Here is a 25699-nt window from a genome sequence, read left to right as displayed (position 1 = left end):
ATGAATGCGAGTTCGTCACGCAGCCAGGCCGGTTGATGCCCTGCACTCACCAGCTCGTATCGTTCTGAACAGGTGTCACAACGGATGCGTCCCTCAGCCATCCGTATCGCCTCTTGATCATCCATAACCCTGAAGCGATCACGCCCCGGGCAACCACAGGCGGCCAAGCGGTTACCGCTGTCGACCCCTTCCGCGAGCCGGCTGAACGTCTGTTCGATCTCCGAAGCGGTGCGAGCAGCGCCCCCAGTGAGCTTGGCGTAGATGGCAGCCCACGATAGAGCCGGCTTCCCGCTCGCTTTCTGTATCGCCTCCACAATTCGGCAAACAATCTCAGGCAGCACCCACCGCAGCACCGTTTCAGGCTGCTGGACCAGGTAGTGCAGGTCGAGGCGAAGGATCACCGTGCCATGCAATCCATCATCATGGATCTCGCCCTCCTCCAGGCGATAGCGCGCCACACGGCCCTCCGCTACACCGTACTCGATCACAACCGGCAGCCTCGCCCAGGGCCAGCCGCCGCGGCTGATCACCGCATTGAAATAGTAGGTCGCAACTTGCCTCGCTTCTTCCGACAACGGGTGCCAGTCGGTTCCCGACACCCCGATATCCATCACTGGATGCGTTTCAACCGCAGATGTCGATGTCCCATTCAATGGCAGCCTCCTGATCAGTCACTCCCAAATAGACCTCCCCGAGCCCCGGATCGGCGTGACATTCGAAGGCCTCCTCGCCCACACTCTGGTCGATGCTGTCCGGGTCCATGACTCCGGCCGCGGCACGCAGTCGAAACTTCCGGCCCCCACCTTGGGTCAAGGCCACCCCGTCAACAACCTCGATCAACCTACATGCGAGAAGGGCGTCGACCGCTCGATCAAGACACTTCCAGTAGAAGGTGGTCGCAAGCTCATCCAGAATCTCGCCGCGGGTGAGCCATCCCCGGGCCTTGCAGAGCGCTACTACGTGGAGCGCAGCGTCTCGGCGCGGAGACGCTCTCAGATTGAGAATCTGAACAAGAGCCTGCTCCTCCTCGGGCAACAGGCCTCTCATGTCTGCACCTCCATGCCGCGACTTGCCCTTTGAAATCGATCCGCGACGCTACGGCCGTGCCGGCGAACGTGATCGACCCACACAGCAACATCAACTGGCGCAGTCGCTGCAAAGTGATGCAAGATCACAGCCGCGCCATGCAGCGCGTCATCCTCCGTGAGACTGCAGGTGTAGTCGCAGCCGGCAGCAGACAGACGTACTGAATATGGCAGAACGCCCCGAGTTCCCGCATGAGTCTTGGCCATGCAGCCGAACAGTTTCGCAAGACCGGGGCGAACCAGCCGCTGACCACATTGATCCCGATCTCCGCTCAATACGGCTAGCAACGCAGCCGCGGTGGAAGGTGCGAGCTCGAGCGACAAGGGCTCCTCAGGTGGAGAACCCCTCTCGAATCGGCTTGCTTGGACCCTGACGCAGCGCTTTTCCTCGCCGCCGGCCGCCGACGGCCTGATGTAGTCGATGATGCCGAACCGAATGCCGGACCCGAAGATCCAGTGCTGCATCAAAAATCTACCCTTCCCCATCATCCACTCCTAGTGGCTATGGAGAAGCTCTACCGATCTGTTGCCGCCACCGCAAGCCTGCACGCAGCGGGCCTGACGGTGCCCTGTATTCAGACACCAAACCGAACAACTGCATACTCACGGAGAGACAGCACGCCGTCGTCGGTATGCAGCAGCGTATCGGGAATCCCTCGGTACTCGACCCGGGCAGCAACTTGGTGCATGCGCCCACAGGCGTCTTCAAGCACGATCACGATCCGAATGCCATCAGAATGCTCAAGGAGGTCATCAATCTCCCCCATGCGCTCGGAGAGATCAGCACGCATCCAGTTGATCAGCTCTTCCTTCCCCATCGCCATGGTAGAGACATCCGGCTCGATAGATGCCGCAAAGCATACACCGGCACATTTTCAGATGATGCACAAACAAAAAAGGCGCCTTGATTGCTCAAGGCGCCTCATATGCATCAATACGGTTCCGGTAGGGGTAAGGCCAACTCTCACCCAACATGCGCCTGATCCCACATCGCTGCCAGTTCACGAGGGCGCCGACGGCGAACCGTCGACATCTTCATGGCCTGGACCAATGTAGGCGTAGCGCTCACGCCCCGTGACTGAAACTTCTTCCAGCTCTCATCGTCCGCTCGGAGGTGAACAGCCTTCACAGGTGTCGTTCCGAGAACATCATTGGTGAAGCTGAGAGGGAAGAAGCACAACCCGGCGACCTGCTCAGTCAGCAGGCTGTTCGCGTATCCAACTGCCTGTTCGATTACCGCGTCAGGCGTGTCAGACAAGAACCGTAGTGCAAACTCGCGACGCTTGATGCCGCCGCTACAAAGTGATGTCGTCATGTGAATTCTCCGGTTTACAGGACGTAGGAGCGAGCGCTCCCCGAAGCACATGACCCGCATGTGCTTCGGTGGAGCGCCCGCTTCTCGCCCGCATCTACCGAAGAGAGTCCCGGCCCCGAAGGGCCGGGTGAATTTCGTCAATATCCAGCAGCCTCTCAAAGCGCTACCGGGAACAGGACCGCTTCAGACCAGCGGCGACCGACTACACCCATCGCGACAGCAAAGCCGTCCTGCGATTTGCGAAGTCGATACGTGACCTCCGGAATTATCGGAATGTCCCTGCCACAGTCATCAAAGAACTGGCCTTCCCTCACCAGAGATCCATCAAGGAAGAAGCGCGCAAGAATTGGATCGCGCCCGCCGAAGAGCCCCTCTTGGAGCTCTCTCGGAAGGTTTAGGTCCTGCGACTCAACCACCACAGCCGGAACCGCACCGAGCTGCTGCAGTCGACGCCGCTGAACCTCCAATTCAGACGCCCTCACAGCACCAACCAGTTATCGGGAAGGCCCGCACAATCATCCGTGCGAATGCCCCGAGTCTGGTCCATAACTTCATCTGTATCGCTGTAGCGATCAGTGCTCCTCAACGACTCAGGCGAAATGGTCCCGCCGAACCGCTCCATACTGCGAAGCTGCTCGAACGGATCCGCGAACCCAAGCAACGGATCTTGAAGCTGTTCCCTACACCACCCCGAGAGGCGCGTACGATTCCAGCCACGGTCCCTTTCAAGCACGATGCAATCCAGCATCGACCCCTTTCCATCAGCCAACACACGGTACTGAACTTCCAGCACCCCGTCGTGATCACGAATCACAAAATAGTCACAGCGACTTTCCTGCTTGACCTCGACGACGTGTTTTGGCTCCGCCTCAACCCAGTCCTTGAACCGCACCATGGGTAGCGGTGCATGAATCGGCTTCGGCGGAGGCGGTTTGTCACCCTTCGGCTTGCGCCAGCTCATCTCCCATCCGCCAACCACCCGGAGACCAAGCTCCGAATAACTGGGAGGCGATGAGCGGAATCCGCCAGGAGGGGGAGCCGCCTTCGGCACCAGTGCCTCAGCTGCTTCCCTTTCCTTGCGTTCCGCATCGTGAGCCGCAAGACGATTGGCATTCTTGAGGCGATTCCTTTCGGTATCACCCTTCAACCGCCAATCTTCAACAAGCTCATGTGGCGCCAGCATTTCCGGAAGAAGCCACGTCAGTGACTCCTCCAGATCCTCTGACACCTCCAGTCGACACGGCGCGAGTGCGTACAACGCGAGTCTACTGCTCGCTCGCGCATACTCATCCGTCGCATCCTCGAACACATCCAGATAGCTCCGAACGGATTCGATGACGTTCCGCATTGCACGCGCATACGACTTGCCGGACATCGAGCCCCAGCCTGACGAACGCTTTGCCGCTGGAGCCAACATCTTGCTTGCACGTTCAAGCTCAGAGACGGGCGGGCGCAGCCGCTTCGTCAGTTCGGGAATGGACAGAACCGCCGCATCAAGAGGGCTGTACCCTTCGCTGCGATGATGCTGGTACCGCTCCCATGCCGGGCTTTCAGTTGCCGAAACCGAGTCATGATCCCACTCGCGGAATCCAACGCCAAAGACGACAGACTCGACGAAGACTCGCTCCTTCTCAACGGCGTCACACACTCCACGCGGACTGAATCCGAGCGGCATTTGCACGCCCGCCAACGAGAATAGATCAACAATTGCTGCTGCCATGACAACCTCCTAGATAAATCGGAGGCAGCACGGCACCCAGGAGGGGCAGTGAGGCCCCCTCAGGGATACAAAGAAAGTGAGCGTCGCGATCACCAAAGTGACGACACGCCCGGTTAATTAGCCATAAGGCTATGACCACCCCACTCGATCACTTAGCTGTGACCAGTGACGTGCAACAGCGACCAACTCCATCAAGCTGCAGCTGCTCGCCCTGGAACCAAACTGATTCCATCGAACCGACCGCGTCCGAGCTCATCCAGACCCAGTAGTTCACTTCTCGCTTCGTCGATATCGCTGTAGCAGCCGATCTCGGAGAAGACCACAACGCCGTCGACAGAAGCATGGGCTTCGATCGGGGACGTCAACACATCATCGACGCTGCTCACAACCGCACAGGACACGCCCGAGTCGTTCGTGAACATCTCGATATCAAGTACCTCCGCCATGACCAACCTCCTCTCAGAAAGTAGTGCAACAGAAGAGGTCATAGCCGCTCCCTTGGGGAGAGTAATGACCCCAGGGAACCGAACAGGTACGAAGATGAACGATGCGCATGAGCAGCAGAGTGCCGCAGCTCAAGGAACCGACATCCATAATAGGTGGGCAGCGTTGGCGATGAACTCTAGGATTAATCCGAGCGCATCAGATGCCCATCAAGGTAGCAATATGAGCTTGCCACCGTTTCCAGCTTGTCCTGGGGAACCGGAGAGAACCCACAGGGTGAGACCAACACCGATAGTCGGCTGTCAGAACTCAAACCTTCATCTCGCTAGGGATCTGAAGGGCACCACAAAATCGGTATCGCGCATCATGCGCTTTCGACAGGCTCGTGCCTCTCGGAAACGCACAGTGGGATGAGACGCTTGCGCGCCTCACCCCACCGCGGACTCCGGATGGTCAGTTCATCCGAACAACCCCCTTACGGGAGCTGCGTTACCAGCTGAAGCCGGCCTTGCCACCCCTACACCGACCGACGCGGGCACCGGCTGGGCCGGGTTCTGCATCAGTGCCAGTTGGGGAGGTGGCGAGACCACCTGTTGATGCTGAACCTTCGCAGGCCCAGCCGTCGGGTCAGCACCAGTCTCCATGCAGCGGACCAGATGCCGTTGGCTCGACAGTCGATTGAGCAAGGCCAGAAACTCCTTGCGACGATCACCGTCAAGGGGCCCAGTGCCAACGTAGCCCTTTAGGGCGGCGTGAACCTGGTTCCCAAGCGTTTGGATCTTGCGATCCAGGAAGGACACAGCGAAGAGCTTTTCAGCGCCCTTCAACGCAACCTCCACAGTGGTCTGACGAATTTTCCCCGTCATCCCCCGCTCCTGCTCCCGCCGGGCGATCTCTTTCTCCTGCTGTCCAAAGAGCTTCGCCACCTCGCGACAGGCCATCCCCGGAAGATCCTTCCGCAGGTTGACCACACCGCTTTGCACGGCTGCTTCCGCCTCTTCATCGAACCCGTCGTTGATCTGTCCGACATGGAAGAAATAGAACTCCATGTAGACACTCTCTTCGATTGAGCTCAGCGAAGGACGTGCTGCTTTCACCGCAGCCTGTAAACCGGGGCCATATGGCACCCCGGCTACGGCCTTGGCGATCTCGTCATCGCGCTTACTGCAGGCGTCCGCATAGGAGGCCACCAACTTCGGTAGTTCCTCCTCGTACTTTGCCTTCTCCTCAGCAAGCTTCGCTGACGCCTCCGGCATCAAGCGGGGGTCGATGATGTAGCCGAGTTCCGTCTTTACAGCCCGATACTCGAACCACTCCTTGCACCGCTTGTCGACCGCGCCAAACGGCCGCAATACCTCCCGACTGATGACCTCCTGCCGGAGAAGGGTATCCAGCCCCTTCGGAAGACTCACCGTTCCAAGCACCGACTTGACCGTCTCCCCGTCAAGGGTTCGGGTTGGTGATACCTGGTGACACGAGAACCTGACTGCGACCAGGTCGCCTCTGGTCATCACATCCTCGCGGCTCATTGCGCACCTCCCGACATCGCTGCTGCCAGCTTGTCCCCCGCAGCGGTCTTCCACATCTCCTCCACGGCAGCAGCCTGAGCAGCCGGCAGCTTCGAGAAGAAGACGAGGTCGAACACGTCACGGAACAGGGAGGTCGACATCACATTGAGCAGATCGGCAATCATTCCAACCTCACCGGTCGACATCGCGGTCATCGCTCCATCACGCGCTGCACTGCGTGTGGCCTCGACAACCGAGAAGATGACGTCGAGCTCCTCATCCTGCACAGCGGGACAGCGCTGCCGCACGATGGCTTCTTCCTCCTTGCGGGAGAGATAGTCCATCTTGCGAAACATCCAGCGCCGGTTCGCTGCCGGGGTCTGCGTCTGAGACGAAACGAATGTTTCCAGACCCTCCCCGTTTCCGACCGTATTGGCCGTGCCCAATAGGCGGAAGTTCCGGTGCGAGTGCACCGTCTCTCCCCGATAGGGAACACGAAGGCCAGTCCGATCGATCAGAGGATTCAGCCCGGTGGTCGTTGATGCATTGAACGAGTCCCGCTCCTCAATGATCAACAGCTTCCCGTGCTCGAAACACTCCAGAGCGCCGTTGGGAAGCCACCCACCTTCCGGTAGCCGAATTCCCATCAGGTCCATCAACTCGGCCGACGGATCACCAGTGATGATCTCGAAGTCCCAGTTGCAGAGCGCCGCAATCGCGATCAGCAGCGTTGATTTTCCGCACCCCTGCGGCCCTACGATACACAGGGCATGCCCGGTATACAGAGAGGCCGCAACGGCGCGAACATCCTGGATGGATGCCGAGAAGCCGGGCGGGATGCGGTCCAGTGCCTTGGTTGAGGCTGGCGTAGGGTTGGTCCAGCCCGGACAGTTGATTGGAAGGCTGGGGTCCGTTACGCCGGTGATGTTGAAGGCTCCGCTCAGATTCATCATCTGGGGCGTTGCTCCATCGCTACGTTCTACAAAGTTCATGAGCGTCTCCTGCCCTTGCGGGCAACATAATGAAAAACGGGAGACGCACCACCCCCATGGGGGAAGTACATCCCCCACGGGGTTACAACGAAGCTAAGCGGCCAAGGCCGCCTCTCCAACAACATCACCAAGCTGACGTTCGAAGTCAGCAGTTTGAACATCGTCCATATCCCGAACCGCTCTGTGGACCAGGATACGAATCCGGCTCGCTCGCTCTGCGCCATAAACGGCGCTGAGCCGATCATAGGCTCGATCACGAATGCTGCCGATGGTCGGCAATCCCTCGCGGGCTGCCGCCTCCAGAACCAGGTATGCCGAAATGGGGTCGCCCCCCATCGCCTCCTGACGGGCCTTCAGGGCCCTTTGAAGGCGTTCGGCCTTCAGTCTTTTGAGTTGCTCCATCACCTTCTCCTTCACATTGCAAAAAGAAAAGGGATGCCATCCCACGCGGGGATGATCATCCCCGTTGGGATACAAATTTGTGAGCGCTTAGGCTGCCGCAGCCTGGGTGTCTGCACCCAGAAAGTTGCATGCGTTGCGCACTTGCCGCTCGAGCAGCTGGGGGTCGAGTCGATCCAGGTCCATTGCAGCAACCTTGACCAGCTCTATCACCGTTTCCGCCGCCGGGCCGAGCTCCTGACGGATTTCCTTCTCCCGCTGCACCCAAAGGTGCCGCAGGGGGTGAAGTCGTTCGGCAGCCCAACCGCGATAGAGTACGAACAGTGCCCCAATGGGCTCCATTCCCTCTGCATACTTCCTGCGATTCTCCGCGAGTTGCATCTGCTGCTTTCGCAGTGTTGCTGTCGCTCGGCGGATATCAAGTTGCATTTCCATGACCATCTCCAAAAGAAAAGGGGATGGCCTCTCCCACAAGGGGAGAGATCCATCCCCATGTGGGCATCAGCAGAATCAGGCAGCGCTTCGTATGACTCGCGCCCTCAGCTGCTCGATAAGTGCAGGACCTAGGTCCTGAATACTGCATACATCAATGGCATCTGGAACCAGGCCCTTTGCACTATGGCCACCGATTCCGATGACCAAAACATCAATGAGCCCCGCCAGTCCAGCAATTACAGCTCGTGCATGGGCTGGATCATTCGGTTCGCCGTCGGTGGCGACAAAAAGGACCTTTCGGGCCTCCGAACGAGCCAACATCTGCTCACCGGCCACCTCCAAAGCTTGTGCCAGTGGCGTTCCACCAGAAGGCAGGAACGGGAGGGCGCCAATCTTGCCCGCCGCGTCACCAACCGGTTGTGTGAAACGCTTGAGCTCAACTACCTCCGAGCCCGTAAACGCCCACACTCCGACTGGTAGACGACCACCAGATGCCGCTTCAACTAGAGCTACCGCTGCTTGCGCTGCTAGACGTGCAGGTGACCCTGCCATGGAGCTTGAGCAGTCCACGATAAGACCGACCGCCGTTTCACGGATCAGGCTTTCCGCAGGGCGCCCGAACGGCTTCGATCCAGGAACCAAGAACTTTCCCGGACGTGGCCGTCCACTCGACCGAGGGATCAGACGCCTGGCTCGAGCTCGCCCCATCAACGCCAAAAAGTGCTTGCGCACCTCGTCGGCCTGTGAGGCTGCCTGAGCTCTCAACTCTCCATAGGTGTCGCCATACCCATCAGATCCGCGGATTCGGTCCAGCTCCAGTCCTGCCCGACCTGCAGTGCAGGCCGCAGAGTGGGGCTGGCCCTTTCGTTCGTCGTCGGCTGCCTGCGCGAGCGCAGCCTTCAGATCCACATCCGCTTCACCAGGGTTGTCCACCTCGCCATCGAGTATCGACACATTGGCATCGATAGCCGGCTCGTTGTCAGGACCTTGCGAGCCCCCATCACTGCCGCCTACCGCCTCTGTACCGTCGACATCTGAACCCTCATCTGTTGCCTCATCAGATCCACCTCCGGACTGGCTTCCTGATGATTCGGCTTCGGTCGTCTCAGACCCTTCCTCGTCAGAGGTTTGGTCTTCGCCTTCCGACTCCGGATCGCCAGTGGACGCATCATTCGGCTGTGAGGATTCGGCTCGTTCGATCAATACCATGATCTCTTGAGCCATTTGCAGAGCGTCAGCCGTACACTTCAACCGCGGAAACCCAACCTTCAGGGACTCCTCGATTTCGTCGACGACATCCTTCGACAGCGCGCCCTGCAAAACCGAGCGTGCCGCGGCCAGTTGCTCAGATACGTCCATGCCATTGAGGCCATGTCCGGTCAGTACCACTACGAGAAGCAGTGCGTTCAACGGCCCATCAGGTTGACGAACAAAGCCCAGCATCTTGGCCTGCCGCCTTCCTGAGTAGATCCTACCGAGCGCCCCTGGCATGCGTACACGCAGGCATGCCTCAATCCTCGGGTCCTCGATCGCGTTGACCAGGCCCTTGAAGATATTGGGCCTATCGGAACTACGCACCGCTCTGCCAACGACATCAAAGTCCGTGAACCAGAGATGAGCGACCTCGTGAAACAGGTTGCCAACCACCATCTCCACCAGCTCAGGTGTCGCCTTGTACGGGATGTGTGGCAGGTACACCACCTCACCATCCGTTGCCGCCCTCGTTCCGAACATGAGCCTCACATTCAGTGTCGTGGCCAACATTTTCAGCAGGAACCCGAGGCTCTCGCGAGCCAATGCCCCATGCTTCAGCAATGCAATTGGTGAGAGCGCCATCATTTTGACTGCCCTCCCCAGTACTTCAGCTGATCACCCGGGCTGAGGCAGTCACTCGACTGCATCCAATCGGGCAAGTCACGCTTCAAGAAGCAATCGACTTCTTCCCTGGGAAAGTGATTGACGAGGCCGATAACGCCAGCAATCGAGAATCCCAGCATCTGAATCACCAGAGCCCTCTGCTTTCGCAGCAGGCCCGCAGCGATCCAGCACATGTTGCTGAACAGCCAGACCACGAAGGTCCAGAAGAGCCAATCAGCATTGAGGGCGGCTATGAGCGTTCCGAGTAACCCGAACGTGCAGCCAGCCCATTCAAGAATCTTCATCCTTACCTCCTTCTCCGATCTCTCGGAACAAAAAAATGGAGGCAAAGACGTCCCAGGTGGGAAGTCATAGGCCTCCCATCAGGGCACAAATGGTTAGGACTGCGCACCGTAGTAGGTGAAGTACGCAATCTCTTCCCGCTTAGCTCGATAGCCGCAGTAGCTGGCAATCAAGTAAATCACCACCGCTGTTCCGAAGAACACCGGATCAAGGGTCAGCGCGGCATAGCCCAGTACAGCGAGCGTACCTACGAAGATCTCAAGCTGATCGTCAAACCAGTTCGCGACCTCCTTGCTTCCATCCTCAGGCAGAGCAGCAACATCAACAGTCTCGAGAAAGAACTGTTTGTCGCCGGCAGCCTTGAGCATCCGATACACCACATAGCTCATTGCTAAGAGCGGAATCGCAGGGCTGTGCAGTCCATCCACAAGCAAAGCGATGATGCCGAGCCCCAGAAAGAGACCGGACAGAGTCAACAAAAATGCCTTCAACATGACGACCTCCAAAGGAAAAGAAGGGCGTCAAGGCCCGCGAAGGGAGCTAGATCGTCCCTTCGGGGTGTGCAGACAAAAGTGAGCGCAATCACAAGCTGCACCTCGTGATTGTTCGATCAAGCACAGACCACCACTAGCCACAAGGCTCGCGGGCTGGAATGCACTGGAAATAGTGAGCCACAACTGACAGGTCTCTACCGCAGCGCGGGAGACACTTCATGGCTCTCGGACGAGAAAGTCTCGTCTATCAGGTTGTCCTGTTGGGAGAAGTCTCCTTCCAGGTCGATGTCAACACCACTAGGGGCTGTCGAACATCATCTTTCCGTCGCAATAGTTGCTAGGAAAGCACCACAATTAATCCGTTCGTACCAGTCCGCGGGCACGCTGTCAAGCTGCCCCCTGGTTCAGCCAAGACCGCACCAGCTCAGTGGTTCGCTCTCCACATTGATTCGCATTCGGTCGCCATCATCAAAGTGGACCTCTATCTCGGGGCTGACCTGCAGCGTTGGCAGCCGCCCAAGAGAGACCCACCCGAAGCGCCCAGCCAGGGCAACCCTGGCTCTCTTCGGTCGATCGCGACCTTTGCCCTCGGTCAATCCTTTGAGAACTGCTGGGGCCGACTCACCGGCCTTCAGACGGAGGGCTATCGCTCTCATCTGCCTCGCGGTCATCATCCTGGGCCGCGTAACCGCAGCAAAGAGATCGGGTGATGCCCGATGAATGTCAGTAGCAGCGCGCAACGCTTCAAGGTTCCTGGTGACTCCATCCGTGTAGAGCCCCACCACGGCGTCGGGCGCGTCCGCAAAGGAGAGAAGGTTGTTGAAGTGATCCCGGCGATAGCCCATTGCGGCAGCGATGCTGGTCCGGTTGTGTCCTCTGGCAGCGCCGGCGGCAAGGGTCGCTGCTACAGCTCGCGCCTCCTCGACAAGGCTAATCCCCCGCCGGTGCTTGTTCTCGGCGCTTTGCAACAGCCGGATATCGTACTCATCGTCCATCTCACGGATGATGACGTCGACGTGCTTCCATCCCAGCTTCCGAATAACGAACCACCTTCGCTGGCCAGCCATGACCAAAAAGGCGTCATCGTTGTTAGGCGACCGCCGGACTACGATCGGTTGTATCAACCCGTCGTGTTCAACCGAATTGGCCAGCTCCTCCAACGCCTCAGGATCGACCACCTCGCGCGGCTGGAAGGGGTCCGGCAGCAATTGGTCCACTCGGACACGACTGGTTGCGTTGTCCGTCGGCCGTGCTTTCGTCCGTTTTTTGCCCCGCGCTGGCGGCGAAGCGCTCCCCATCAGGCTGTCAAATGCTGTCATGTACTCCCTCCATTGGCTCCTCGCGGTCCCTAGACAGCGACATTCCCCGCGCCGGCCACTTCTCGGATCTTGTGGACCAGACCGCTGTGTCGAACCCGCTTCTTGGAAACGGCCTGACGTATCAGGCTTTTGGGCGCAATGATTACGAGCTCGTACCGGGCGCGGGTCATTGCCGTGTAGAGCAGGCCCCTGTCCAACATCATGGACATTCGCTGCGAGAACACCATGGGTACCGCGCTGAACTCGCTGCCCTGAACTCTGTGTGTGGTCATCGCCCATGCCAGTCGGAGCTGGTTCCGCTCGGGGCCATAGGTCACCGTTCGCCCATCGAAGCGGACTTTCAGGACTTTGCTTTCTGCGTTGGCTTCAGTCACCAGACCCAGGTCACCGTTGTAAAGGCCCAGGTCGTGATTTGTTCGCGTCTGCAGCACCCGATCACCCACACAAGCGCGCTCCTCCTGTAGGTCGACCCCGGGAGACTCAGGTAACAGTCTCTGAATCTCCCTGTTCAACCCCTCGACACCAACCATGCCCTTGTTCATGGCGGTGAGCATCTGAATGTCCCGCCGAAGGTCCATCCCGTGTCGCGGCAGAACCCGCGACACCTGATCCATCACAAGACGAAGTGCAGCTTCCTCGTTGTCGGCCTCCAGGAAGCGGAACTCCTGGCTACCGGCCTCCAGATCCGGCATTTCACCCCGAATCACCCGTCTGGCATTGGCCAGAATCGCACTGCCGGCGCCCTGCCTGTAGACCGTTTCCAAGCGTGTGACCGGAATCACTTCACAGTCGATCAGGTCCTGCAGGACGTTGCCAACTCCAATACTAGGTAGTTGGTCGGGATCGCCCATCAAAACGAGTCGTTGGCCAGGTCGGAGGGCTTTCAACAAGGCGAGCAGCAGATGGATGTCGAGCATGCTCACCTCATCCACCGCCACCACAGGCGCATCTATCGGCAGGTCTTCATTCCTGCCAAAACGCTTCGTGTTGGGGTTGAAGGCCAGTAATGCGTGCAACGTGCCGGCCCGATGTCCGGTGGCCTCCTGCATCCTTCTCGCCGCCTTCCCGGTTGGCGCCGCTTGGGCGACTTGAGCGCGCCCGAGGACACCTACCAGCACACCCAGGGTCGCTGACTTGCCGGTACCCGGTCCTCCGGTGACGATGCTCACCATTGACGTCACGGCTTGTCGAACTGCTGCCCGTTGGCGATCATCCAAGACCGTTCTCCGCGCCCGCTCTGCCCTTCCAATTGCCCCGTCGACCTGCGACGTCGGGGGCGCCGTTGCCGGCGCGTTGGCCATAGCCACCAGCAGATCGGCGATCGCCTGCTCGGTCTCGTGAATGTGCCGTTTCTGGACCATACAGCCGCTCGGGGTGGCAGTGATGACCAAACCATCGAGTTCGGCAACGGGCGAGATACGTCGCGCTCGGGACGCGGGTACCCCCGTGATCTTCGCGAGTCGCCAATACAGATAGTCGTCCGGCAAGCCGGCATGGCCCTGGCCTTCCGCCTGATCGATGAGATACCCAATGCCGGCAGCCAATCGGTGGGGACTGTCCGCCGGCATGCCAGACTTCCGGGCGATTTCATCCGCTCGGAGGAATCCGAAACCCTTCGCCTCAGAGCACAGCCGATATGGATTTTCATGAACGATCGTTGCGGCGCTACCGCCGAACTGACTTATTAGGCCATCTGCGGTTCCGGGGCCCACCACCTCCTGAAGCGAAGCCATTGCCGGGGCCCTCACCCTCATGGGGTGCAGAAGTTCCCGCATCTTCAGCGCAAGCTCGCGCGAGAAACCATGAACTTCAGCGACGCGGGCCGGATCATCGGCGATTACTGTCAGCGTACGCTCCCCGAAGGCCTGAACCAGCGCCTTTGCGCGTCCAGGTCCCACCCCCTTGAAGTGCCCTCCGCTGAGGAATCGCTCGATACCGTCAATCCGAACCGGTAAATCCCGCCGAATCAGCTTTGCTTTCAATTGACGCCCACCCCCGCGCCCCCTAACCCATTCGCCCTCGATCTCAACCGAATGTCCTGGCTCCACCCCTTGAGCAATTCCAGTGACCTCGATGTCCCTTTGGGATGAAGATTCCCTGACAAGCAGCACCGACCACCCGCTCGATGTGCTGCGAAATCGAACGCTGGTCACCTCGCCATTGAGGATTACTGCCCCTGTCATACCGGATCCACTACCTCCTGTAGGCCCTGCATCGTTCACTAGACAGACGCCGGGGATGATCTGCGTCTAAATCGCAAAGGAGGAGCAATGCACCCACACCCGATCCGCCACCCGACGCACCCGGCCGCTGCGGAGCTGCTCACGCACCAGGACAGTGCGGTCGTTGTTCCGACCGATGCTCTCGCCTTCCTTATCTCAGAGTCAGACATCGACCCCAACGCCGGTCTGGGTGCATTCATGCCGCTGGACGGCCCGGCCTACTACGCGCTCCCGGATCTTCCCGAAATGCTGCCATTTCTTCGCAGCACGGCCGCCGCAGGAATCCCCGGGAGTCTTGAAGGCTACTATCTCACTCCCCACCGTACCGGCGGCGGGGAATACTGGGATATCACCCTGGTCTATCGACACCGTAGCCATGACCAGGCCCAGAGTGTGCCGATTCAGTTGGGACCACTGCACTGCAATCAACCAGCGGCCCAGCAGATCGAAGCAGCGTTGTTGTCGATCGATCCAGGCCTGCGCCTGACGTTGCGGCCGCTCCTCGACTTCTCCCTCATTCTTTGGGGTTATCTGTCGGGAGACCCGGAAATCCAGGTTCACCCGCAGTCCATCATTCCGCCAGGCAGATTCACCGTCCCCACGATGCCAGCGGCGGTTCCAGTCATGGAGGCCGGCCCCCGTGACGTCACCACAGTGCTGGGGGGCCGAATGTTGGCTATACAGCCTGTCGCTCGATGGCGGCGGGGATTGGTCACCGCGCCCCCTCGCCCTGGGACTACGACCGTCTCGGTGTGGACCCTGCCAACACTTGAGAGGGTTGGTCCGACCGATCGACACCCAGAGTGAGTGACGCCGCACCGACGCGGCGCCACTCGTCCTCGACTCAGGCCTCAGAGTCCTGCTCCACCTCATTCGAGCATTTGTCTTCCGGGGATTCGTCGCACGCGCCCTCCAAATCGCCCCACTCCGTCCGAATCCGGGCCATGATCTGCGCCAGCAACGATGGGTCCTCGCGCAGCCGTTTCACACAGTTTCCGACTCCCTGGCCCAAACGCTCGCCATCAAAGGAGTACCAGACTCCCGATTTCTCGATCACCTTTGCCGTGACGCCGTGCTCGAGACACTCCGCCGCCATGCAGATCCCTCGATCGTAGTAGATGGGGACGATCGCCTGTTTGAACGGAGGGGCCAGCTTGTTCTTCACGACCTTGACCTTGGCCTCGTGGCCAACCATTTCATCGCCATCCTTGATCGCGCCGATCCGACGCACATCCAGCCGGATTGAAGCGTAGAACTTGAGCGCATTCCCACCCGTCGTGGTTTCAGGGTTCGATCCGGGCATCGCACCGATCTTCATTCGGAGCTGATTGATAAACAGTACCGTGGTATTGCTGTTGTGCACCGAACCCACCAGCTTTCGAAGTCCCTGGCTCATCAGCCGCGCCTGGACCCCGACGATGGCGTCGCCCATCTCGCCCTCGATCTCCTTCTTCGGAACGAGAGCCGCCACTGAATCGACCACCACAAGGTCGACTGCGCATGACGCAACGAGCCGGTCAACGATTTCCATCGCCTCTTCCCCATTGTCCGGCTGAGAAATCACCAGGCGATCCATCTGCACCCCGAGGCGGCTCGCCCACGACGGGTCGAGGGCATGCTCGGCATCGACGAAGGCTGCGACCCCTCCTTCAGCCTGGACCTGAGCGATGGCGTGCAAGGCCAGCGTAGTCTTACCGCTACTTTCCGGCCCGAAGACCTCCACCACACGCCCCCGAGGGAGGCCATTGATACCAAGCGCCTGATCAAGCCCCAACGAGCCCGAAGAGAAGGATGGAACCTTTACGACCGCCTTATCCCCCCACACAAACACTTTGCCCTTCCCGAACCGCTTGTCCAACGAGGCAATCGCCGTCTGCAGCGCCTTGTCGCGCCCACAACTTTCTGCACTGGTCATCGCATTACTCCATCGAAGTTTCGATTGGCACTGGCGTCACGACGGAGTACCACTGGTACGTGTCGTGAACCACCCGCGCCTCCGCGAGGAACGAGCCGGCTTCATCGGGAGTGAGCCAATACACTTTCGCCTCACTGCCCTCGAGCTGAAGATCTCGGCGCTCTATGCGACAGCGGCAGCGATCGGGGATCGGAAGAATCACCACCCGCTCCCGCTGCTCCCCCAACACCTCGAAATGAGCATGTTGATTGTCGGTTCCAACCCACTTCGCCCCGTCCGGCAGCTTGATGGGAGTGACCGCGCGATAGTCACCGTCGAGCAACAACCGAATTTCATCAGCCATAGCATTCCTCCACGACCAGAGTGCTCGGCGCGAAGCGCCCCGCAACTGTCAGGCCGCGATTCGTTGATCGACCGATTGCCGGAGTGCTCTCAGCGCTCGATTGCCATCGGCCAGCGCCTCGGCAACCGAAATGCCCATGCACCGGGCGTACTCGGAAGGCGGCATTACCCCATTGGGACTCTCGCCGAAGATACAGCTGAGAATTCGCTGTTCCCGTTGGGACAGCAAGGCGAACGCCTCGACCACTTTCTCCATATCCCACTGGTCAATCAGCGCGGCCCAGTCATCGACCAGCGCTGCTTCACAGTCAGTTGGAAGGTCGTCCAGAGAAACCGACGTCAGACTTTCGTTCCATTGCTTAGACAACAGTCGCTTCAAGGTGCCATCGAGACCTCGCGACGCGTAGGTCATGAACCGGAAGCCGCGGCTTGAATCGAACCTGTAGATGGAGCGACTGAGCTCAAGGAGCCCCTCCTGAACCAGATCATCGACGAGATCATCATCGAGCCGCCCCGAAACCAGACTGCGAATACGATTCCGAATGGTCGGCAGACCGGCTTTCAGGATGGCTCCTTCACAGGCCCTCACGCGCAGCCGTTGCGCCATTACTTCGCGTTCAACGACTGCATCCCTGCTGAAGCGAGCCGTCAGCTCGAGCAACCAGTCGCCGCGTAGCGTCACCGCGCAGATGCTGGTCGGGTCACGCACCATTCGAGCAATTGATACCAGCAACGCACTATGATCTGAATCGGTACGAACCTCGGGTGCAACCACATGTCGGCGGAGCTGCTCGCGCGTCATCTTTCGAGCAGTAGTCAGCAGCGCCACACGAAACGACTTCAGCTTGATCGCCGAACGCCACAGGTCCTGCAGCTCGCGCTCCAAGTCTTCAAAATGACGTTCGATCTCCATGCCCTACTCCATGCACCATGCAATTGCATAGCATCCAGGTAGTCCCGGTCTGTCAATAGTCGGTGCCGCCTTCGAGCTCTATTCGCGACAAGCTCGGGATTGCCTTCCGAGTCGATGGGCCTACAGGACCGGGCTTAGTTGTTGGGCACGTCGAAGGGTTGCTGTCCGTGCCGACAGTCGGAACGCCAGCCGAAGGCCCGACTTCCGGCGCTCCAGACTCGATCTCCCCCGCATCCCGAGCACCAACTGCCGGCTGTTCATGCAGCTGCTCGTCGTTGGCAGTCGAGGCCAGGGCGTTGTTCTCCGGCGGACGCACATCAGACGCTCCCGTCAGTGTTTGCCGGCCTGTCGACGGAGCCTGGTCCCAACCAGCTTGGTCGATTTCGTGGCGCAGACTCACAGGTGCCCCCATCGACGCTGGGCCGAAGGGTAGAGTCGAGGTATCAGTGATTGATCCTCTTGTCTCGCCCCGTGCATGAGCTGGCTGATCCTCAGCTACTGGGTCCGATTTCTCGGCGGTATCCAGGGAGTCCCCCTTGACAGCCTGCTGACTCCCGGCATCCTGATGGCCGGAGAGAGAGAGATGTTCGACGTGTACTTCGGCTACGTCATAGCGAACGTTCTTGTGTACGAAGGATCGCCATTTGAGACTTCCTTTGACTGCGACTGTTACGCCAATCAGCAAATGCTGCTCCCACGTCTCTGCCCATTCATCGGTCAGCAACAGAGTCACCCATTGTTTACTTCGGGGCGCCCGGGTGTCTGCAGATATTCGGACCCGCAGTTCCAACGTGCCGTCGGAAAGCGCAGTTACCTTTGGCCCGGTGCGGATCTCCCCAATGACCATGACGGCATTCACGAGTAGCTCCACGGGTAGTGCCGTCGTCTAAGACCGGACATGAAGCGCCCACCCCCACCCGATGTCCGCAAGCTGCTCGCGAGGAGCCGCAAGGTGGACGACAGAAGCCTGAGAATGATTCTGCTGGGGCTCGCGGGTGTGGTTCTGTCAGGGTCCATCATTTTGCTACTCCAGGACCGACGCTCCATGGTTCTGGATCTCAACCCACAGACTGCTGTCGAGAAAGCGAAGCCCCGGCTGCGAATGTTGGTGGATCGCATCAGCATGGGCACTCTGCGTGTGGTAAGCGTCGAACCCACCGCCGATGGGCTGCATGTCGTTGGCATGCGCCATGTGATCTCGGGAGATATGTACCGCATGTACGCTTCTCCGCGTGGATCGGCCCTGCTGGATGGAGTGATGTATCGGACGGAAGGCTCTGTACTGAACCGGCTGAAAGATACTGGGCCGGTGCTGCCGAGGATCGATGGTTACCTCAACGACGAACGCGTTGCTGCCATTGACGCTCTTCCTGCCATTAACTGGGGTCACGGGCCCAACACCATCTGGGTCACCTACGACCCTACTGATCCGCACAGCCTGACCCTTCCGGCGCTTCTGGCGGAGTACGTCGAGGCTGGCCACCTTCGCGTGAGAATAATCCCCGTTGCCGAGCCGGAGAACACGGAAGGAATTCTTCGAGCGGCCAGCATTCTCGCCGCCGGCGACGTCGATGCACTCACGCGGTCGTTCATTGGCGACCTGGACCCCGATGCGCATCAGCCGATGCACGTTGAGCAGGTGAGGCAGTCCATCGAGCTGATCCGCTCCATCATTCCATCTGCGGGTCGCGTTTCGCCACTTTGGGTCACGCCAACCGAGCTCGGCGTGGAGTTCTTCTTTGGCTTGCCTGACCCTATTGAAGCCATGGTGTACCGAGTGGTTCCTCACGGCGTCAGGTAGCCCTCGAGCGCCTTCTCCAAGGCTTGGATCAACTCGGCCGGCGCGCCCGCTCCGAGCCGGATTGTCACCACCTCGCCAGCCTCTCCCCCTGCGATCATCCCGACTTTCCTGCCCCCTGAGTACAATGTTCGGCGCTTCGGGACAGTGGACTTTTTCGATTCGTCGTCGCGAACAGCCTCGTTGCGAGACTTTCCGGTCCCTCCGCCCCGCGCCTCTGAGGCTAGTCCTAGCGATATCCGCAGCCTTTGGACCGCCTCATCAGGCTGGACATCCTCGGCGGCAATGCGGCCCGCAGCCGCCGCCATCTGTTCGGCGGCATCCTTGTCTTCAGCGATTGCAGCAAGATCTGTGGCCAGTCGAACCGACAGTTCCTGCGGACAGCTGTCAAAGAGCGCGAGCACGGGCCTTGGCAACCGCAGCGTTCGTCTCATCCGCGAGACTGTTGCCTCGGTTCGCCCCAAGCGCGCCGCAACCACCTTCCCCTGCTCCTTGGCCAAACCCAGGTGTTCAAGCGACGCCTGAAATTCTCGTGCCTGCTCCAGGAATGAGTAGTTTGAGCGCTCGTTGTTCTCCGAGAACATGATTCGAGCCACTTCTTCGTCAGTTGCCCTGGCAACCAACCTGACCTTGAGCGGGATGCCGAGGGCCAGACAAGCCGCGCGCCGGCGGCTGCCGTAGATCAGCTCGATCTCAACCTCGCCATCCGGTTGCTCCAGCCAGTATCCGAGTGCCGGCATCTGCTGGCCATTCCGCGTGATCTCGTCACACAGTCCCTCAAGCGCCGCACTGGTCAGTCCGGCCGGTGACCGCCGGTGCATAGGATTCATGCGCGTCTTCGCCGGATCAACCTCCCGAAGGCTAAGGTCTTCGCCAACCTTCTTGCGCAGAATATCGGTGTCAGCTGCGGCGGAGACCGCGCTACTGATGGCCTCAAGTCGACGGTTCATACCGGCCTTGTGACTGGGCTTTCTATCCTTCACGCGACACCTCCCTTCTTCACGCCAAACACCGAGTCGCGCACTTCCCGCCCAATGGCGTCGAATGCCTCACACGCCGCGGACCAGTGGGTCCGGCTGGCGATCGGCTGTCGAAGCTCATAGATCGTCTTGTATACCTGTGCAGCGCGGTATACCTCGCTGGACCTCGGGAGGATTGACCGGAGAACGTACCCACCCATGACCGCCTGTACCTGAGCCAGGCCTTCAATCGACGCTTGGTAATGATCCATCCCTGTAACCAAGAATCGCAGCTTCTCGAAGTGCAGCTGACTGGTTCGAGTGACCTTCTTGAAGATCTCGTTGGTTTCGTTGATCCAGTCGATAAACCGCAGCGTGCTGGCGAGATCTATCCCTGAACCCCCGGTCGGCACGATGATCGAGTCCGCACAACACAAGGCGTTGTACGTCACAGGTGCGACGTGCGGTGGCGTATCGAGAATGATCAGGTCGAAATCGTTTCTCAGGGGATCGACACCGGTCCGAAGCCGATCCCAAAAGAGGTAGGGAGTGCCGTCGTCGCACTTGAGGTTTCGCTCTTGTCGCCGCGCCATTTCCTCGTTTGCCCAGGCCAGCCCCAGGCTGCTCGGAACATACGAAAGTCTGTCGAAGTGCGGCGCTTTAACAACCTGCGCGGCCAGATCGTGCCGAGAGCCGATCAGCAGAGGAATCACCGTGTCGTCGTCTTCGATTTCGAGATCGGGGTTGAGCCCCATGAAGTGAGAGAAGCTGGCTTGCGGATCAAGGTCGATCGCAACCACCTTGTAGCCAGTCAACGCGAAATACTGAGCCAGGTGAACCGCGGTGGTCGTCTTACCGACGCCGCCTTTCTGATTGGCGACCGCGACAACACGCCCGGGACCCGTGCGCGGTGCGTCGGGAGTCAATCGCCGGAGGAAAGCCTCGTCGATCTCGCGCCCCTTACTTGCACCGCCAAGCTCCTCTTGATAGCTCCGGAACGCGGATTGCACCCGCGAGCGAGTCAATCCCAACATGGCGGCGGCGCGGTTGCCGGTGAAGGTCGGGCGTTCCTTCCGGCGATGCGGTTCGATCGCCGTCTCCATGAGAATCCTGCGCCCAATTTCAGCGCGCTTCACCAGCACGCCGATCTCTTGCTCGGTCTGATTGCTCACCCGCGTCCCCCATACCTGTGGTCAGGCCACTTTCTAAAGGAAACCGGCCTCGTGTGTCAACAGGCCGGAACCGCGAGAATCCGGCCTAGCGGCCTCGGCTTCCGGAGGGGAGGCCTGCACGTTCTCCAAAAAGAGCAGCGAGCCGCTCAGCCAATTCACCCCTGGCCAACAGTTCCCTGCTGCCCCGCCAGACCCAGACGGTGCTGTTGTGATGCCCGCCAGCGTATTCGGCCGCTGTGCGCCCACCGATATCGGGCGCAGCCTCTACCGACGCAGCCCAATTCGATTCGAATCGCACAGGCCGCTGCGCCAGCTGCAGCTGAGTCGTGTCGAGGACCGCAAAGTACTCGGCATGAACGACATCGGCGTACGTCTTCAGCGCCGGGATGACATCCCCGAGGTGGCGATCGCTTGCCTCATCACCCACCAGGTAGAAGACCCAGACCGTCGGACGATCAGGTGCGACGGTGGGCGTGCCATTGATTCCGCGCATCGCCTCTCGAACGTCTTCTTTGGTGACCCGACTCCACGGGATTCGCTTGTAGGCCGGCGTGCCTTCCGGTCCGAGCTCAGCCGCCGCCTCCGCCAAAGCCTCTTCTTGGGCACGAAGCAAGTCACCATAGGATGCTGTCTGACCCCGATTCGACCCGCCCCGCGGTACGGTAGCTGACACTGTCGTTTCGCCAAGAAGAAGTCGTCGCTTCGATTGATCCATCGGGTCTCCACCTCAGATTAGAAACACGAAACGAAGTCGCGAACAGGCTTGGCACAGAATGTCTGAACCCACCACACATAGCCGTAATTGCCACGATCGCCCAATCCACTCATCCTCATCGTGAGGTCGAGCTCAATCGTGTTCGCTCCAGGGTGCAGGCAATTCGACGTCACCCGAGGGTGCATCATCTGAACCAGTTGCTGCCGGTCTACAGTCCACACGAACGAATTCAGGGTGTGGTGAGCGATATGTAGAGCCCGGTACGCGAGGCCAATCGGCGCAGCATTCGGAGTCGAATTGAACCGCATTTGTCGGGGCAACAGGGGTCCCCAGCGCCCGATACACAGGTCGTCACCCCATGGCCCGCCAATATGCGACCCCAGGGTCGGGCACTTCAAAATGGTCGCTGGCGTGTTCGCCAGGGCTGCCCCCGTATCACGACAGCCGCTCCGCCAATTCACGCCGTCCAGCACGCTGTCGTAGGCCAGCTCCAGATAATCACCAAATGCCTCGTTCAGAAATCCAGAGAGCTGCTCAGTAATCTCCTCCGCTCCAGCCTCACAAACCGCTCCCGGAAGGGTCTCCGCACCCCCAAGAGGACCACTTGAGCCTTGTCCATTGGCCTGGTTGATCAGAGACGTCAGCTGACTCGTGTCCACACCGGAATCACGGGGGTCATCACAGAAGAAGCAGTCGCTCAATCCGGCCGTCAGCAGTTGCCGAAGCCTCTTCTTGATCACCCATACCCGCGCTTCGTAGTTCCCCTCGCTCCTGAAGCCGGTCACACCTTGACCGATCGTGCCGATAATGTGGCTTCCACTGGGGAAGAAAATCGAATCGCCCGGCGCGCGCGTGATCTCAATCAGTCCAACCGGCAGGAAGTGAGAAATGATGACGTATGGGTCGCCATAGGGCGTTACAAAGAAGCCGACGATTCTGTAACGAAGGCATTCGTTGATCCCCCGGACAATCGCCTGAGTGAGATTGGAAAAGGCGTCCTGAGCGAGAGCCGCTTGCGGCAGCAGAGCTGCCCCGCCGGCGGCAGCCGCGCCTTTCAAGAAGCTGCGTCGATTTATGCCCATGTCCGCTTAGACGAGAGCGGGACCCGCACGTCCCATTTTTCGATTTCACTGTGAAACCGGCAATGTCCGTTCTGGAGCCCCTCTCCTTCACCTTCGCCTGCCAATCACTATCGCTGGCAGCCATCTGACTCCCTTTCGACTTGCCAGCCATAGGCGATGCAGGCCATCCACCAGCATCACCCGCCGCGCTACCTGCAGCCCCACCACAGGAGGCCAATCTTCAACCGGTAAAGCGGCGAGACTTGCGGCGCGCCCTGCCACAATCCAGGTTGGTGTAGACGAAGCACTTCCGAACACCTGGTCGGAAAGGGTGGTTACACACAGCCGCCCCATCGACGCCCCGCGCCGACCCGCCGCACAGTCCCTGGCCACAGCCCCGGTGTCAATGCGCCGTCCGGTGGCACCCTCGTAGAACACCGCACCGAGGCAGGCCGCGACAGCCTCAACCTCCCGCTGCGTCGCAGGTTTCGGGTCAATGAGACGAAAGCTGCACCCCAGAAGGCCGCGGGGGATGGTGCCGTCTACTGTGATACCCATCATCGAGATCCTCCAATGACGATCAAACGGTACATTGCCTACACCGCGCTCCCACTGCTCGTATTGGCCGGTTGCAACCATGCCTGGGCAGCGGATGCCGGCGTTCTGCCTGTCAGCATCAAGCTATTGGAGCTCCAAGAAGAACTGCTTCAGCTCACCTCCAAGGTCAATGCCCTAAGCAACGATCGCAACCCTGACCTCAGCAAACCCCTGAAAGAGCTGACGAACCGCATCGGTGCGGTTGAGTCGGGGATCCCGGGACCCGACGAGATCCCCACCCTTCGGGCCCAGCTAAACGAGGCCAAAGACCGCGTCGCCCGCCTGGAGGGGCAACTGGAAGAGGTAAGTCCATCGGCCGACGTCAGCTCTCTGAGCGACCGCCTTTCAGCCCGCATGTCGGCCTTCGAGGCAGCCTCTCGCCAATCTGATGAGGAGTTGGGGAACCGGATCGATGAAGTCCGAGCATCGACGCCATCGCGCGATCAGGTGGCATCCATGACAACTCGGCTCTCTGACACCGGCGAAACCATAAGCGGAATCAGCACACGCCTGTCGGCGATGGAGGCCGACACGGCGGTGCTGACGACCCGACTCAAGGAGGTGCAGTCTACGGTGCCCCCTAGTGGGCAGATCACTGCGATCGAGCAACAGCTTTCGGACGCGGACACAAGTATTCGCACCATCACCCAACGCACTACCGCGATACAGTCTGAGCACGAGAAGCTAGTTGCCCGGGTGGAAGAGCAGATCGACCAATTGCAGGGCCTCGAGGCAAGGATTCAGACCGCGACCGCCGCGATGGTGGATCGCATCGAGCAGGTCGATCAAGCCAACGCGGCATTGACCCAGCAAGTTGAGGCAGCCGCAGCTGCAGCCAACGCTGGTGACAAGGAACTTCGCACGCGCCTCGATCGCCGCGAGATCGAAACACAACAAGCCGTGAAACGACTGAGTCGAGACCTCAATCGAGTTGAGCTTGCACTTCGCACGTTGTCGACACAACAGCCTTCGGCGCCGGCGGCCCAAGTCGCCGCCACCGAGAGTGCCGTGGCTTCGCTGCGCGGGGAAGTGCGCGAGCTGAGTCAGGTCAACGTCGATCAGCTCCAGAGGTATCGGACCGCCCTTGAGACGCTGGAGCTCCGCGTCGACCAACTCGCTGAGGCCCCGATCGTCCGACCTGTCGATATCCAGGAACTCGAGCAGATCGTTCGAGGCCTTCGAGTCGAAGTAGGCGTGCTCAAGGCGAACAGCCCTCTTGGCGCACGATGAAGGCGCGGTGGGAACCAGAGCCCCCGGCGCCGCCAGGGCGGCGACAAGCCGTAGTTTCGCGCGCCAAGGAAAGCGTAGCCTACTGGCGCGACCAACTCGATGGCGTCCTACGTCCTGCCTACCAACGGCGCATGCCCACAATCGAACTGGTTGTGAGCGCAGGGCAGGGCGCAGGGATTCACTGGGATATCGAGCGTGGCCACGTCTCCCTGAAGATCGATCCTGATCCGCTGTATGCCCACCCCCGCCAGTACGTTCAGCAGGTGCTGCCCTACCTGGTCGCCACCATCGCCGCGAACGTTCTGCACGGCCAGGTCAGCGGATATGCAGACGCAAGACTGCAGGTCATCCTGACCTACATGGGGAAATTCCCATTGCCCATCTTCACGCCCCAGGCAGCGCCACCTGACGATCCGGCCCCAGGCTAAGGGCCTTCCCCTCAAGCACGCCCGTAACCCGGATGGGGGCCTCGCACAGCGAATCCGCGATCTCCTGAACCTTCTGGATCGCCGTCCGCGCAGCGCCGTTAGGATTCTTCAATGAGCGCCGCGGCACCCACACCATACGCTTGCGCGACTCGCCGGACGCCAGGTGGAACTCGGCAAGCAACCCGATCGCCAGTGGCGTTTCGACCATCGGCACAGCCAACGTGGCTCCCGGAATGCCGGGATGACTCCAACGCTCCTGACGCCTCCCCCGTCCAGGTCGGCGCCGAATGAGATCTTCAATGGTGTCAGGCGAGACATTCAGAGCTGCGGCGATTGCCGTTGCCGGCAGGCCCTGAGCTCGCAGAGAACGGTATTCCGAGAACTGGCATTTGCTGAGATAGTGCATGAGAAGTCTCGCATCGGCGAAGTCCCACCATGACCTGCAGCGGTCGCCCCGCAAGCATGTATGCGGCGAT

The 25699-nt window shown here is 59.9% G+C and carries 27 protein-coding genes; 4 read left to right on the top strand and 23 right to left on the bottom strand.

Translation table 11 applies throughout. The annotated features are described in order from the left end of the window. Positions 1-624 precede the first annotated feature (624 nt). The 14 genes from JN531_RS16795 to recD2 all read right to left on the bottom strand — a co-directional run bounded on the left by JN531_RS16795 (position 625) and on the right by recD2 (position 14054). Complete coding sequence (locus tag JN531_RS16795; RefSeq protein WP_228350057.1) at positions 625-1047, bottom strand: hypothetical protein; 423 nt, start codon at positions 1045-1047, stop codon at positions 625-627. A gap of 613 nt (positions 1048-1660) precedes the next feature. Then, complete coding sequence (locus JN531_RS16790) at positions 1661-1909, bottom strand: hypothetical protein (protein WP_228350056.1); 249 nt, start codon at positions 1907-1909, stop codon at positions 1661-1663. Between the two features lie 140 nt (positions 1910-2049). After that, complete coding sequence (locus tag JN531_RS16785; RefSeq protein WP_228350055.1) at positions 2050-2400, bottom strand: hypothetical protein; 351 nt, start codon at positions 2398-2400, stop codon at positions 2050-2052. A gap of 478 nt (positions 2401-2878) precedes the next feature. Then, on the bottom strand, positions 2879-4120 hold the full coding sequence (locus tag JN531_RS16780; RefSeq protein ID WP_228350054.1) for a hypothetical protein: 1242 nt from the start codon (positions 4118-4120) through the stop codon (positions 2879-2881). A 191-nt stretch (positions 4121-4311) separates the two neighbouring features. Then, on the bottom strand, positions 4312-4566 hold the full coding sequence (locus tag JN531_RS16775; protein ID WP_228350053.1) for a hypothetical protein: 255 nt from the start codon (positions 4564-4566) through the stop codon (positions 4312-4314). 456 nt (positions 4567-5022) lie between these two features. Continuing rightward, on the bottom strand, positions 5023-6093 hold the full coding sequence (locus JN531_RS16770) for a DUF3150 domain-containing protein (protein WP_228350052.1): 1071 nt from the start codon (positions 6091-6093) through the stop codon (positions 5023-5025). After that, positions 6090-7064: an AAA family ATPase gene (locus tag JN531_RS16765; RefSeq protein WP_228350051.1), complete on the bottom strand. Its 975-nt coding sequence runs from the start codon at positions 7062-7064 to the stop codon at positions 6090-6092. The genes JN531_RS16770 and JN531_RS16765 overlap by 4 nt, the downstream gene beginning before the upstream one ends. Positions 7065-7157: 93 nt before the next feature. Continuing rightward, complete coding sequence (locus JN531_RS16760) at positions 7158-7466, bottom strand: hypothetical protein (protein ID WP_228350050.1); 309 nt, start codon at positions 7464-7466, stop codon at positions 7158-7160. A gap of 87 nt (positions 7467-7553) precedes the next feature. Next, positions 7554-7898 carry a hypothetical protein gene (locus tag JN531_RS16755; protein WP_228350049.1) on the bottom strand — a complete coding sequence of 115 codons (345 nt, stop codon included), beginning with the start codon at positions 7896-7898 and terminating at the stop codon, positions 7554-7556. A gap of 75 nt (positions 7899-7973) precedes the next feature. Further along, a complete protein-coding gene (locus JN531_RS16750; protein ID WP_228350048.1) occupies positions 7974-9737 on the bottom strand; it encodes a VWA domain-containing protein in 1764 nt (587 codons plus the stop codon). Next, a complete protein-coding gene (locus JN531_RS16745; RefSeq protein ID WP_228350047.1) occupies positions 9734-10060 on the bottom strand; it encodes a hypothetical protein in 327 nt (108 codons plus the stop codon). The genes JN531_RS16750 and JN531_RS16745 overlap by 4 nt, the downstream gene beginning before the upstream one ends. A 93-nt stretch (positions 10061-10153) precedes the next feature. After that, a complete protein-coding gene (locus tag JN531_RS16740) occupies positions 10154-10552 on the bottom strand; it encodes a hypothetical protein (protein WP_228350046.1) in 399 nt (132 codons plus the stop codon). Between the two features lie 404 nt (positions 10553-10956). Further along, complete coding sequence (locus JN531_RS16735; protein WP_228350045.1) at positions 10957-11871, bottom strand: ParB/RepB/Spo0J family partition protein; 915 nt, start codon at positions 11869-11871, stop codon at positions 10957-10959. Between the two features lie 29 nt (positions 11872-11900). Further along, the gene (gene recD2, locus JN531_RS16730; RefSeq protein ID WP_436233325.1) at positions 11901-14054 is read right to left on the bottom strand and encodes an SF1B family DNA helicase RecD2; all 2154 of its coding nucleotides are present in this window, start codon (positions 14052-14054) and stop codon (positions 11901-11903) included. 87 nt (positions 14055-14141) lie between these two features. On the opposite strand from recD2, the gene JN531_RS16725 reads away from it, so the two are divergent. Next, entirely contained in the window at positions 14142-14900 is a 759-nt protein-coding gene (locus JN531_RS16725) for a hypothetical protein (RefSeq protein WP_228350043.1), read from the top strand. Between the two features lie 37 nt (positions 14901-14937). Here the strand turns inward: JN531_RS16725 and recA are convergent, their stop codons facing one another. The 4 genes from recA to JN531_RS17510 are packed head-to-tail and all read right to left on the bottom strand — an operon-like array spanning position 14938 to position 18110. Next, positions 14938-16008: a recombinase RecA gene (recA, locus tag JN531_RS16720; RefSeq protein ID WP_228350042.1), complete on the bottom strand. Its 1071-nt coding sequence runs from the start codon at positions 16006-16008 to the stop codon at positions 14938-14940. Between the two features lie 4 nt (positions 16009-16012). Continuing rightward, the gene (locus tag JN531_RS16715) at positions 16013-16351 is read right to left on the bottom strand and encodes a hypothetical protein (protein WP_228350041.1); all 339 of its coding nucleotides are present in this window, start codon (positions 16349-16351) and stop codon (positions 16013-16015) included. A gap of 48 nt (positions 16352-16399) precedes the next feature. Beyond that, positions 16400-17263 carry a sigma-70 family RNA polymerase sigma factor gene (locus tag JN531_RS16710; RefSeq protein ID WP_228350040.1) on the bottom strand — a complete coding sequence of 288 codons (864 nt, stop codon included), beginning with the start codon at positions 17261-17263 and terminating at the stop codon, positions 16400-16402. 52 nt (positions 17264-17315) lie between these two features. Continuing rightward, a complete protein-coding gene (locus JN531_RS17510; protein WP_436233326.1) occupies positions 17316-18110 on the bottom strand; it encodes a single stranded DNA-binding domain-containing protein in 795 nt (264 codons plus the stop codon). Between the two features lie 51 nt (positions 18111-18161). On the opposite strand from JN531_RS17510, the gene JN531_RS16705 reads away from it, so the two are divergent. After that, entirely contained in the window at positions 18162-19064 is a 903-nt protein-coding gene (locus JN531_RS16705; RefSeq protein ID WP_228350039.1) for a thioredoxin domain-containing protein, read from the top strand. Here JN531_RS16705 and JN531_RS16700 read toward each other — a convergent pair. The 4 genes from JN531_RS16700 to JN531_RS16685 form a co-directional block, all read right to left on the bottom strand. After that, positions 19049-20011, bottom strand: coding sequence for a ParB/RepB/Spo0J family partition protein (locus JN531_RS16700; RefSeq protein ID WP_228350038.1), 963 nt, complete (start codon positions 20009-20011; stop codon positions 19049-19051). The genes JN531_RS16705 and JN531_RS16700 overlap by 16 nt on opposite strands. 29 nt (positions 20012-20040) lie before the next feature. Next, the gene (locus tag JN531_RS16695; protein ID WP_228350037.1) at positions 20041-21192 is read right to left on the bottom strand and encodes a ParA family protein; all 1152 of its coding nucleotides are present in this window, start codon (positions 21190-21192) and stop codon (positions 20041-20043) included. Between the two features lie 85 nt (positions 21193-21277). Beyond that, positions 21278-21907 (bottom strand): hypothetical protein, encoded by a 630-nt coding sequence (locus JN531_RS16690; protein WP_228350036.1) that lies wholly within the window; start codon positions 21905-21907, stop codon positions 21278-21280. A 17-nt stretch (positions 21908-21924) separates the two neighbouring features. Continuing rightward, the gene (locus JN531_RS16685; RefSeq protein ID WP_228350035.1) at positions 21925-22989 is read right to left on the bottom strand and encodes a twin-arginine translocation signal domain-containing protein; all 1065 of its coding nucleotides are present in this window, start codon (positions 22987-22989) and stop codon (positions 21925-21927) included. Between the two features lie 552 nt (positions 22990-23541). On the opposite strand from JN531_RS16685, the gene JN531_RS16680 reads away from it, so the two are divergent. Together JN531_RS16680 and JN531_RS16675 are read left to right on the top strand one after the other, a co-directional pair. Beyond that, a complete protein-coding gene (locus tag JN531_RS16680; RefSeq protein ID WP_228350034.1) occupies positions 23542-24795 on the top strand; it encodes a coiled-coil domain-containing protein in 1254 nt (417 codons plus the stop codon). A gap of 131 nt (positions 24796-24926) precedes the next feature. Continuing rightward, positions 24927-25223 carry a hypothetical protein gene (locus JN531_RS16675; protein WP_228350033.1) on the top strand — a complete coding sequence of 99 codons (297 nt, stop codon included), beginning with the start codon at positions 24927-24929 and terminating at the stop codon, positions 25221-25223. On the opposite strand, the gene JN531_RS16670 is transcribed toward JN531_RS16675, so the two are convergent. Beyond that, positions 25180-25629, bottom strand: coding sequence for a hypothetical protein (locus JN531_RS16670; protein WP_228350032.1), 450 nt, complete (start codon positions 25627-25629; stop codon positions 25180-25182). The two genes, JN531_RS16675 and JN531_RS16670, sit on opposite strands and share 44 nt — an antisense overlap. Positions 25630-25699 lie beyond the last annotated feature (70 nt).

It is taken from the genome of Flagellatimonas centrodinii, from assembly GCF_016918765.2.
Taxonomy (GTDB): Bacteria; Pseudomonadota; Gammaproteobacteria; order Nevskiales; family Nevskiaceae; genus Polycyclovorans; species Polycyclovorans centrodinii.
Note: the sequence above shows the minus strand (reverse complement) of the source record. Positions and strands in the feature narration are given on the sequence as shown.

Coding starts and splice junctions, on each gene's coding strand:
- JN531_RS16795 (WP_228350057.1), bottom strand. CDS start 1,047: ATGAGAGGCCTGTTGCCCGAGGAGGAGCAGGCTCTTGTTCAGATTCTC.
- JN531_RS16790 (WP_228350056.1), bottom strand. CDS start 1,909: ATGGCGATGGGGAAGGAAGAGCTGATCAACTGGATGCGTGCTGATCTC.
- JN531_RS16785 (WP_228350055.1), bottom strand. CDS start 2,400: ATGACGACATCACTTTGTAGCGGCGGCATCAAGCGTCGCGAGTTTGCA.
- JN531_RS16780 (WP_228350054.1), bottom strand. CDS start 4,120: ATGGCAGCAGCAATTGTTGATCTATTCTCGTTGGCGGGCGTGCAAATG.
- JN531_RS16775 (WP_228350053.1), bottom strand. CDS start 4,566: ATGGCGGAGGTACTTGATATCGAGATGTTCACGAACGACTCGGGCGTG.
- JN531_RS16770 (WP_228350052.1), bottom strand. CDS start 6,093: ATGAGCCGCGAGGATGTGATGACCAGAGGCGACCTGGTCGCAGTCAGG.
- JN531_RS16765 (WP_228350051.1), bottom strand. CDS start 7,064: ATGAACTTTGTAGAACGTAGCGATGGAGCAACGCCCCAGATGATGAAT.
- JN531_RS16760 (WP_228350050.1), bottom strand. CDS start 7,466: ATGGAGCAACTCAAAAGACTGAAGGCCGAACGCCTTCAAAGGGCCCTG.
- JN531_RS16755 (WP_228350049.1), bottom strand. CDS start 7,898: ATGGAAATGCAACTTGATATCCGCCGAGCGACAGCAACACTGCGAAAG.
- JN531_RS16750 (WP_228350048.1), bottom strand. CDS start 9,737: ATGATGGCGCTCTCACCAATTGCATTGCTGAAGCATGGGGCATTGGCT.
- JN531_RS16745 (WP_228350047.1), bottom strand. CDS start 10,060: ATGAAGATTCTTGAATGGGCTGGCTGCACGTTCGGGTTACTCGGAACG.
- JN531_RS16740 (WP_228350046.1), bottom strand. CDS start 10,552: ATGTTGAAGGCATTTTTGTTGACTCTGTCCGGTCTCTTTCTGGGGCTC.
- JN531_RS16735 (WP_228350045.1), bottom strand. CDS start 11,871: ATGACAGCATTTGACAGCCTGATGGGGAGCGCTTCGCCGCCAGCGCGG.
- recD2 (WP_436233325.1), bottom strand. CDS start 14,054: ATGACAGGGGCAGTAATCCTCAATGGCGAGGTGACCAGCGTTCGATTT.
- JN531_RS16725 (WP_228350043.1), top strand. CDS start 14,142: ATGCACCCACACCCGATCCGCCACCCGACGCACCCGGCCGCTGCGGAG.
- recA (WP_228350042.1), bottom strand. CDS start 16,008: ATGACCAGTGCAGAAAGTTGTGGGCGCGACAAGGCGCTGCAGACGGCG.
- JN531_RS16715 (WP_228350041.1), bottom strand. CDS start 16,351: ATGGCTGATGAAATTCGGTTGTTGCTCGACGGTGACTATCGCGCGGTC.
- JN531_RS16710 (WP_228350040.1), bottom strand. CDS start 17,263: ATGGAGATCGAACGTCATTTTGAAGACTTGGAGCGCGAGCTGCAGGAC.
- JN531_RS17510 (WP_436233326.1), bottom strand. CDS start 18,110: ATGGTCATTGGGGAGATCCGCACCGGGCCAAAGGTAACTGCGCTTTCC.
- JN531_RS16705 (WP_228350039.1), top strand. CDS start 18,162: ATGAAGCGCCCACCCCCACCCGATGTCCGCAAGCTGCTCGCGAGGAGC.
- JN531_RS16700 (WP_228350038.1), bottom strand. CDS start 20,011: ATGAACCGTCGACTTGAGGCCATCAGTAGCGCGGTCTCCGCCGCAGCT.
- JN531_RS16690 (WP_228350036.1), bottom strand. CDS start 21,907: ATGGATCAATCGAAGCGACGACTTCTTCTTGGCGAAACGACAGTGTCA.
- JN531_RS16685 (WP_228350035.1), bottom strand. CDS start 22,989: ATGGGCATAAATCGACGCAGCTTCTTGAAAGGCGCGGCTGCCGCCGGC.
- JN531_RS16680 (WP_228350034.1), top strand. CDS start 23,542: ATGACGATCAAACGGTACATTGCCTACACCGCGCTCCCACTGCTCGTA.
- JN531_RS16675 (WP_228350033.1), top strand. CDS start 24,927: ATGCCCACAATCGAACTGGTTGTGAGCGCAGGGCAGGGCGCAGGGATT.
- JN531_RS16670 (WP_228350032.1), bottom strand. CDS start 25,629: ATGCACTATCTCAGCAAATGCCAGTTCTCGGAATACCGTTCTCTGCGA.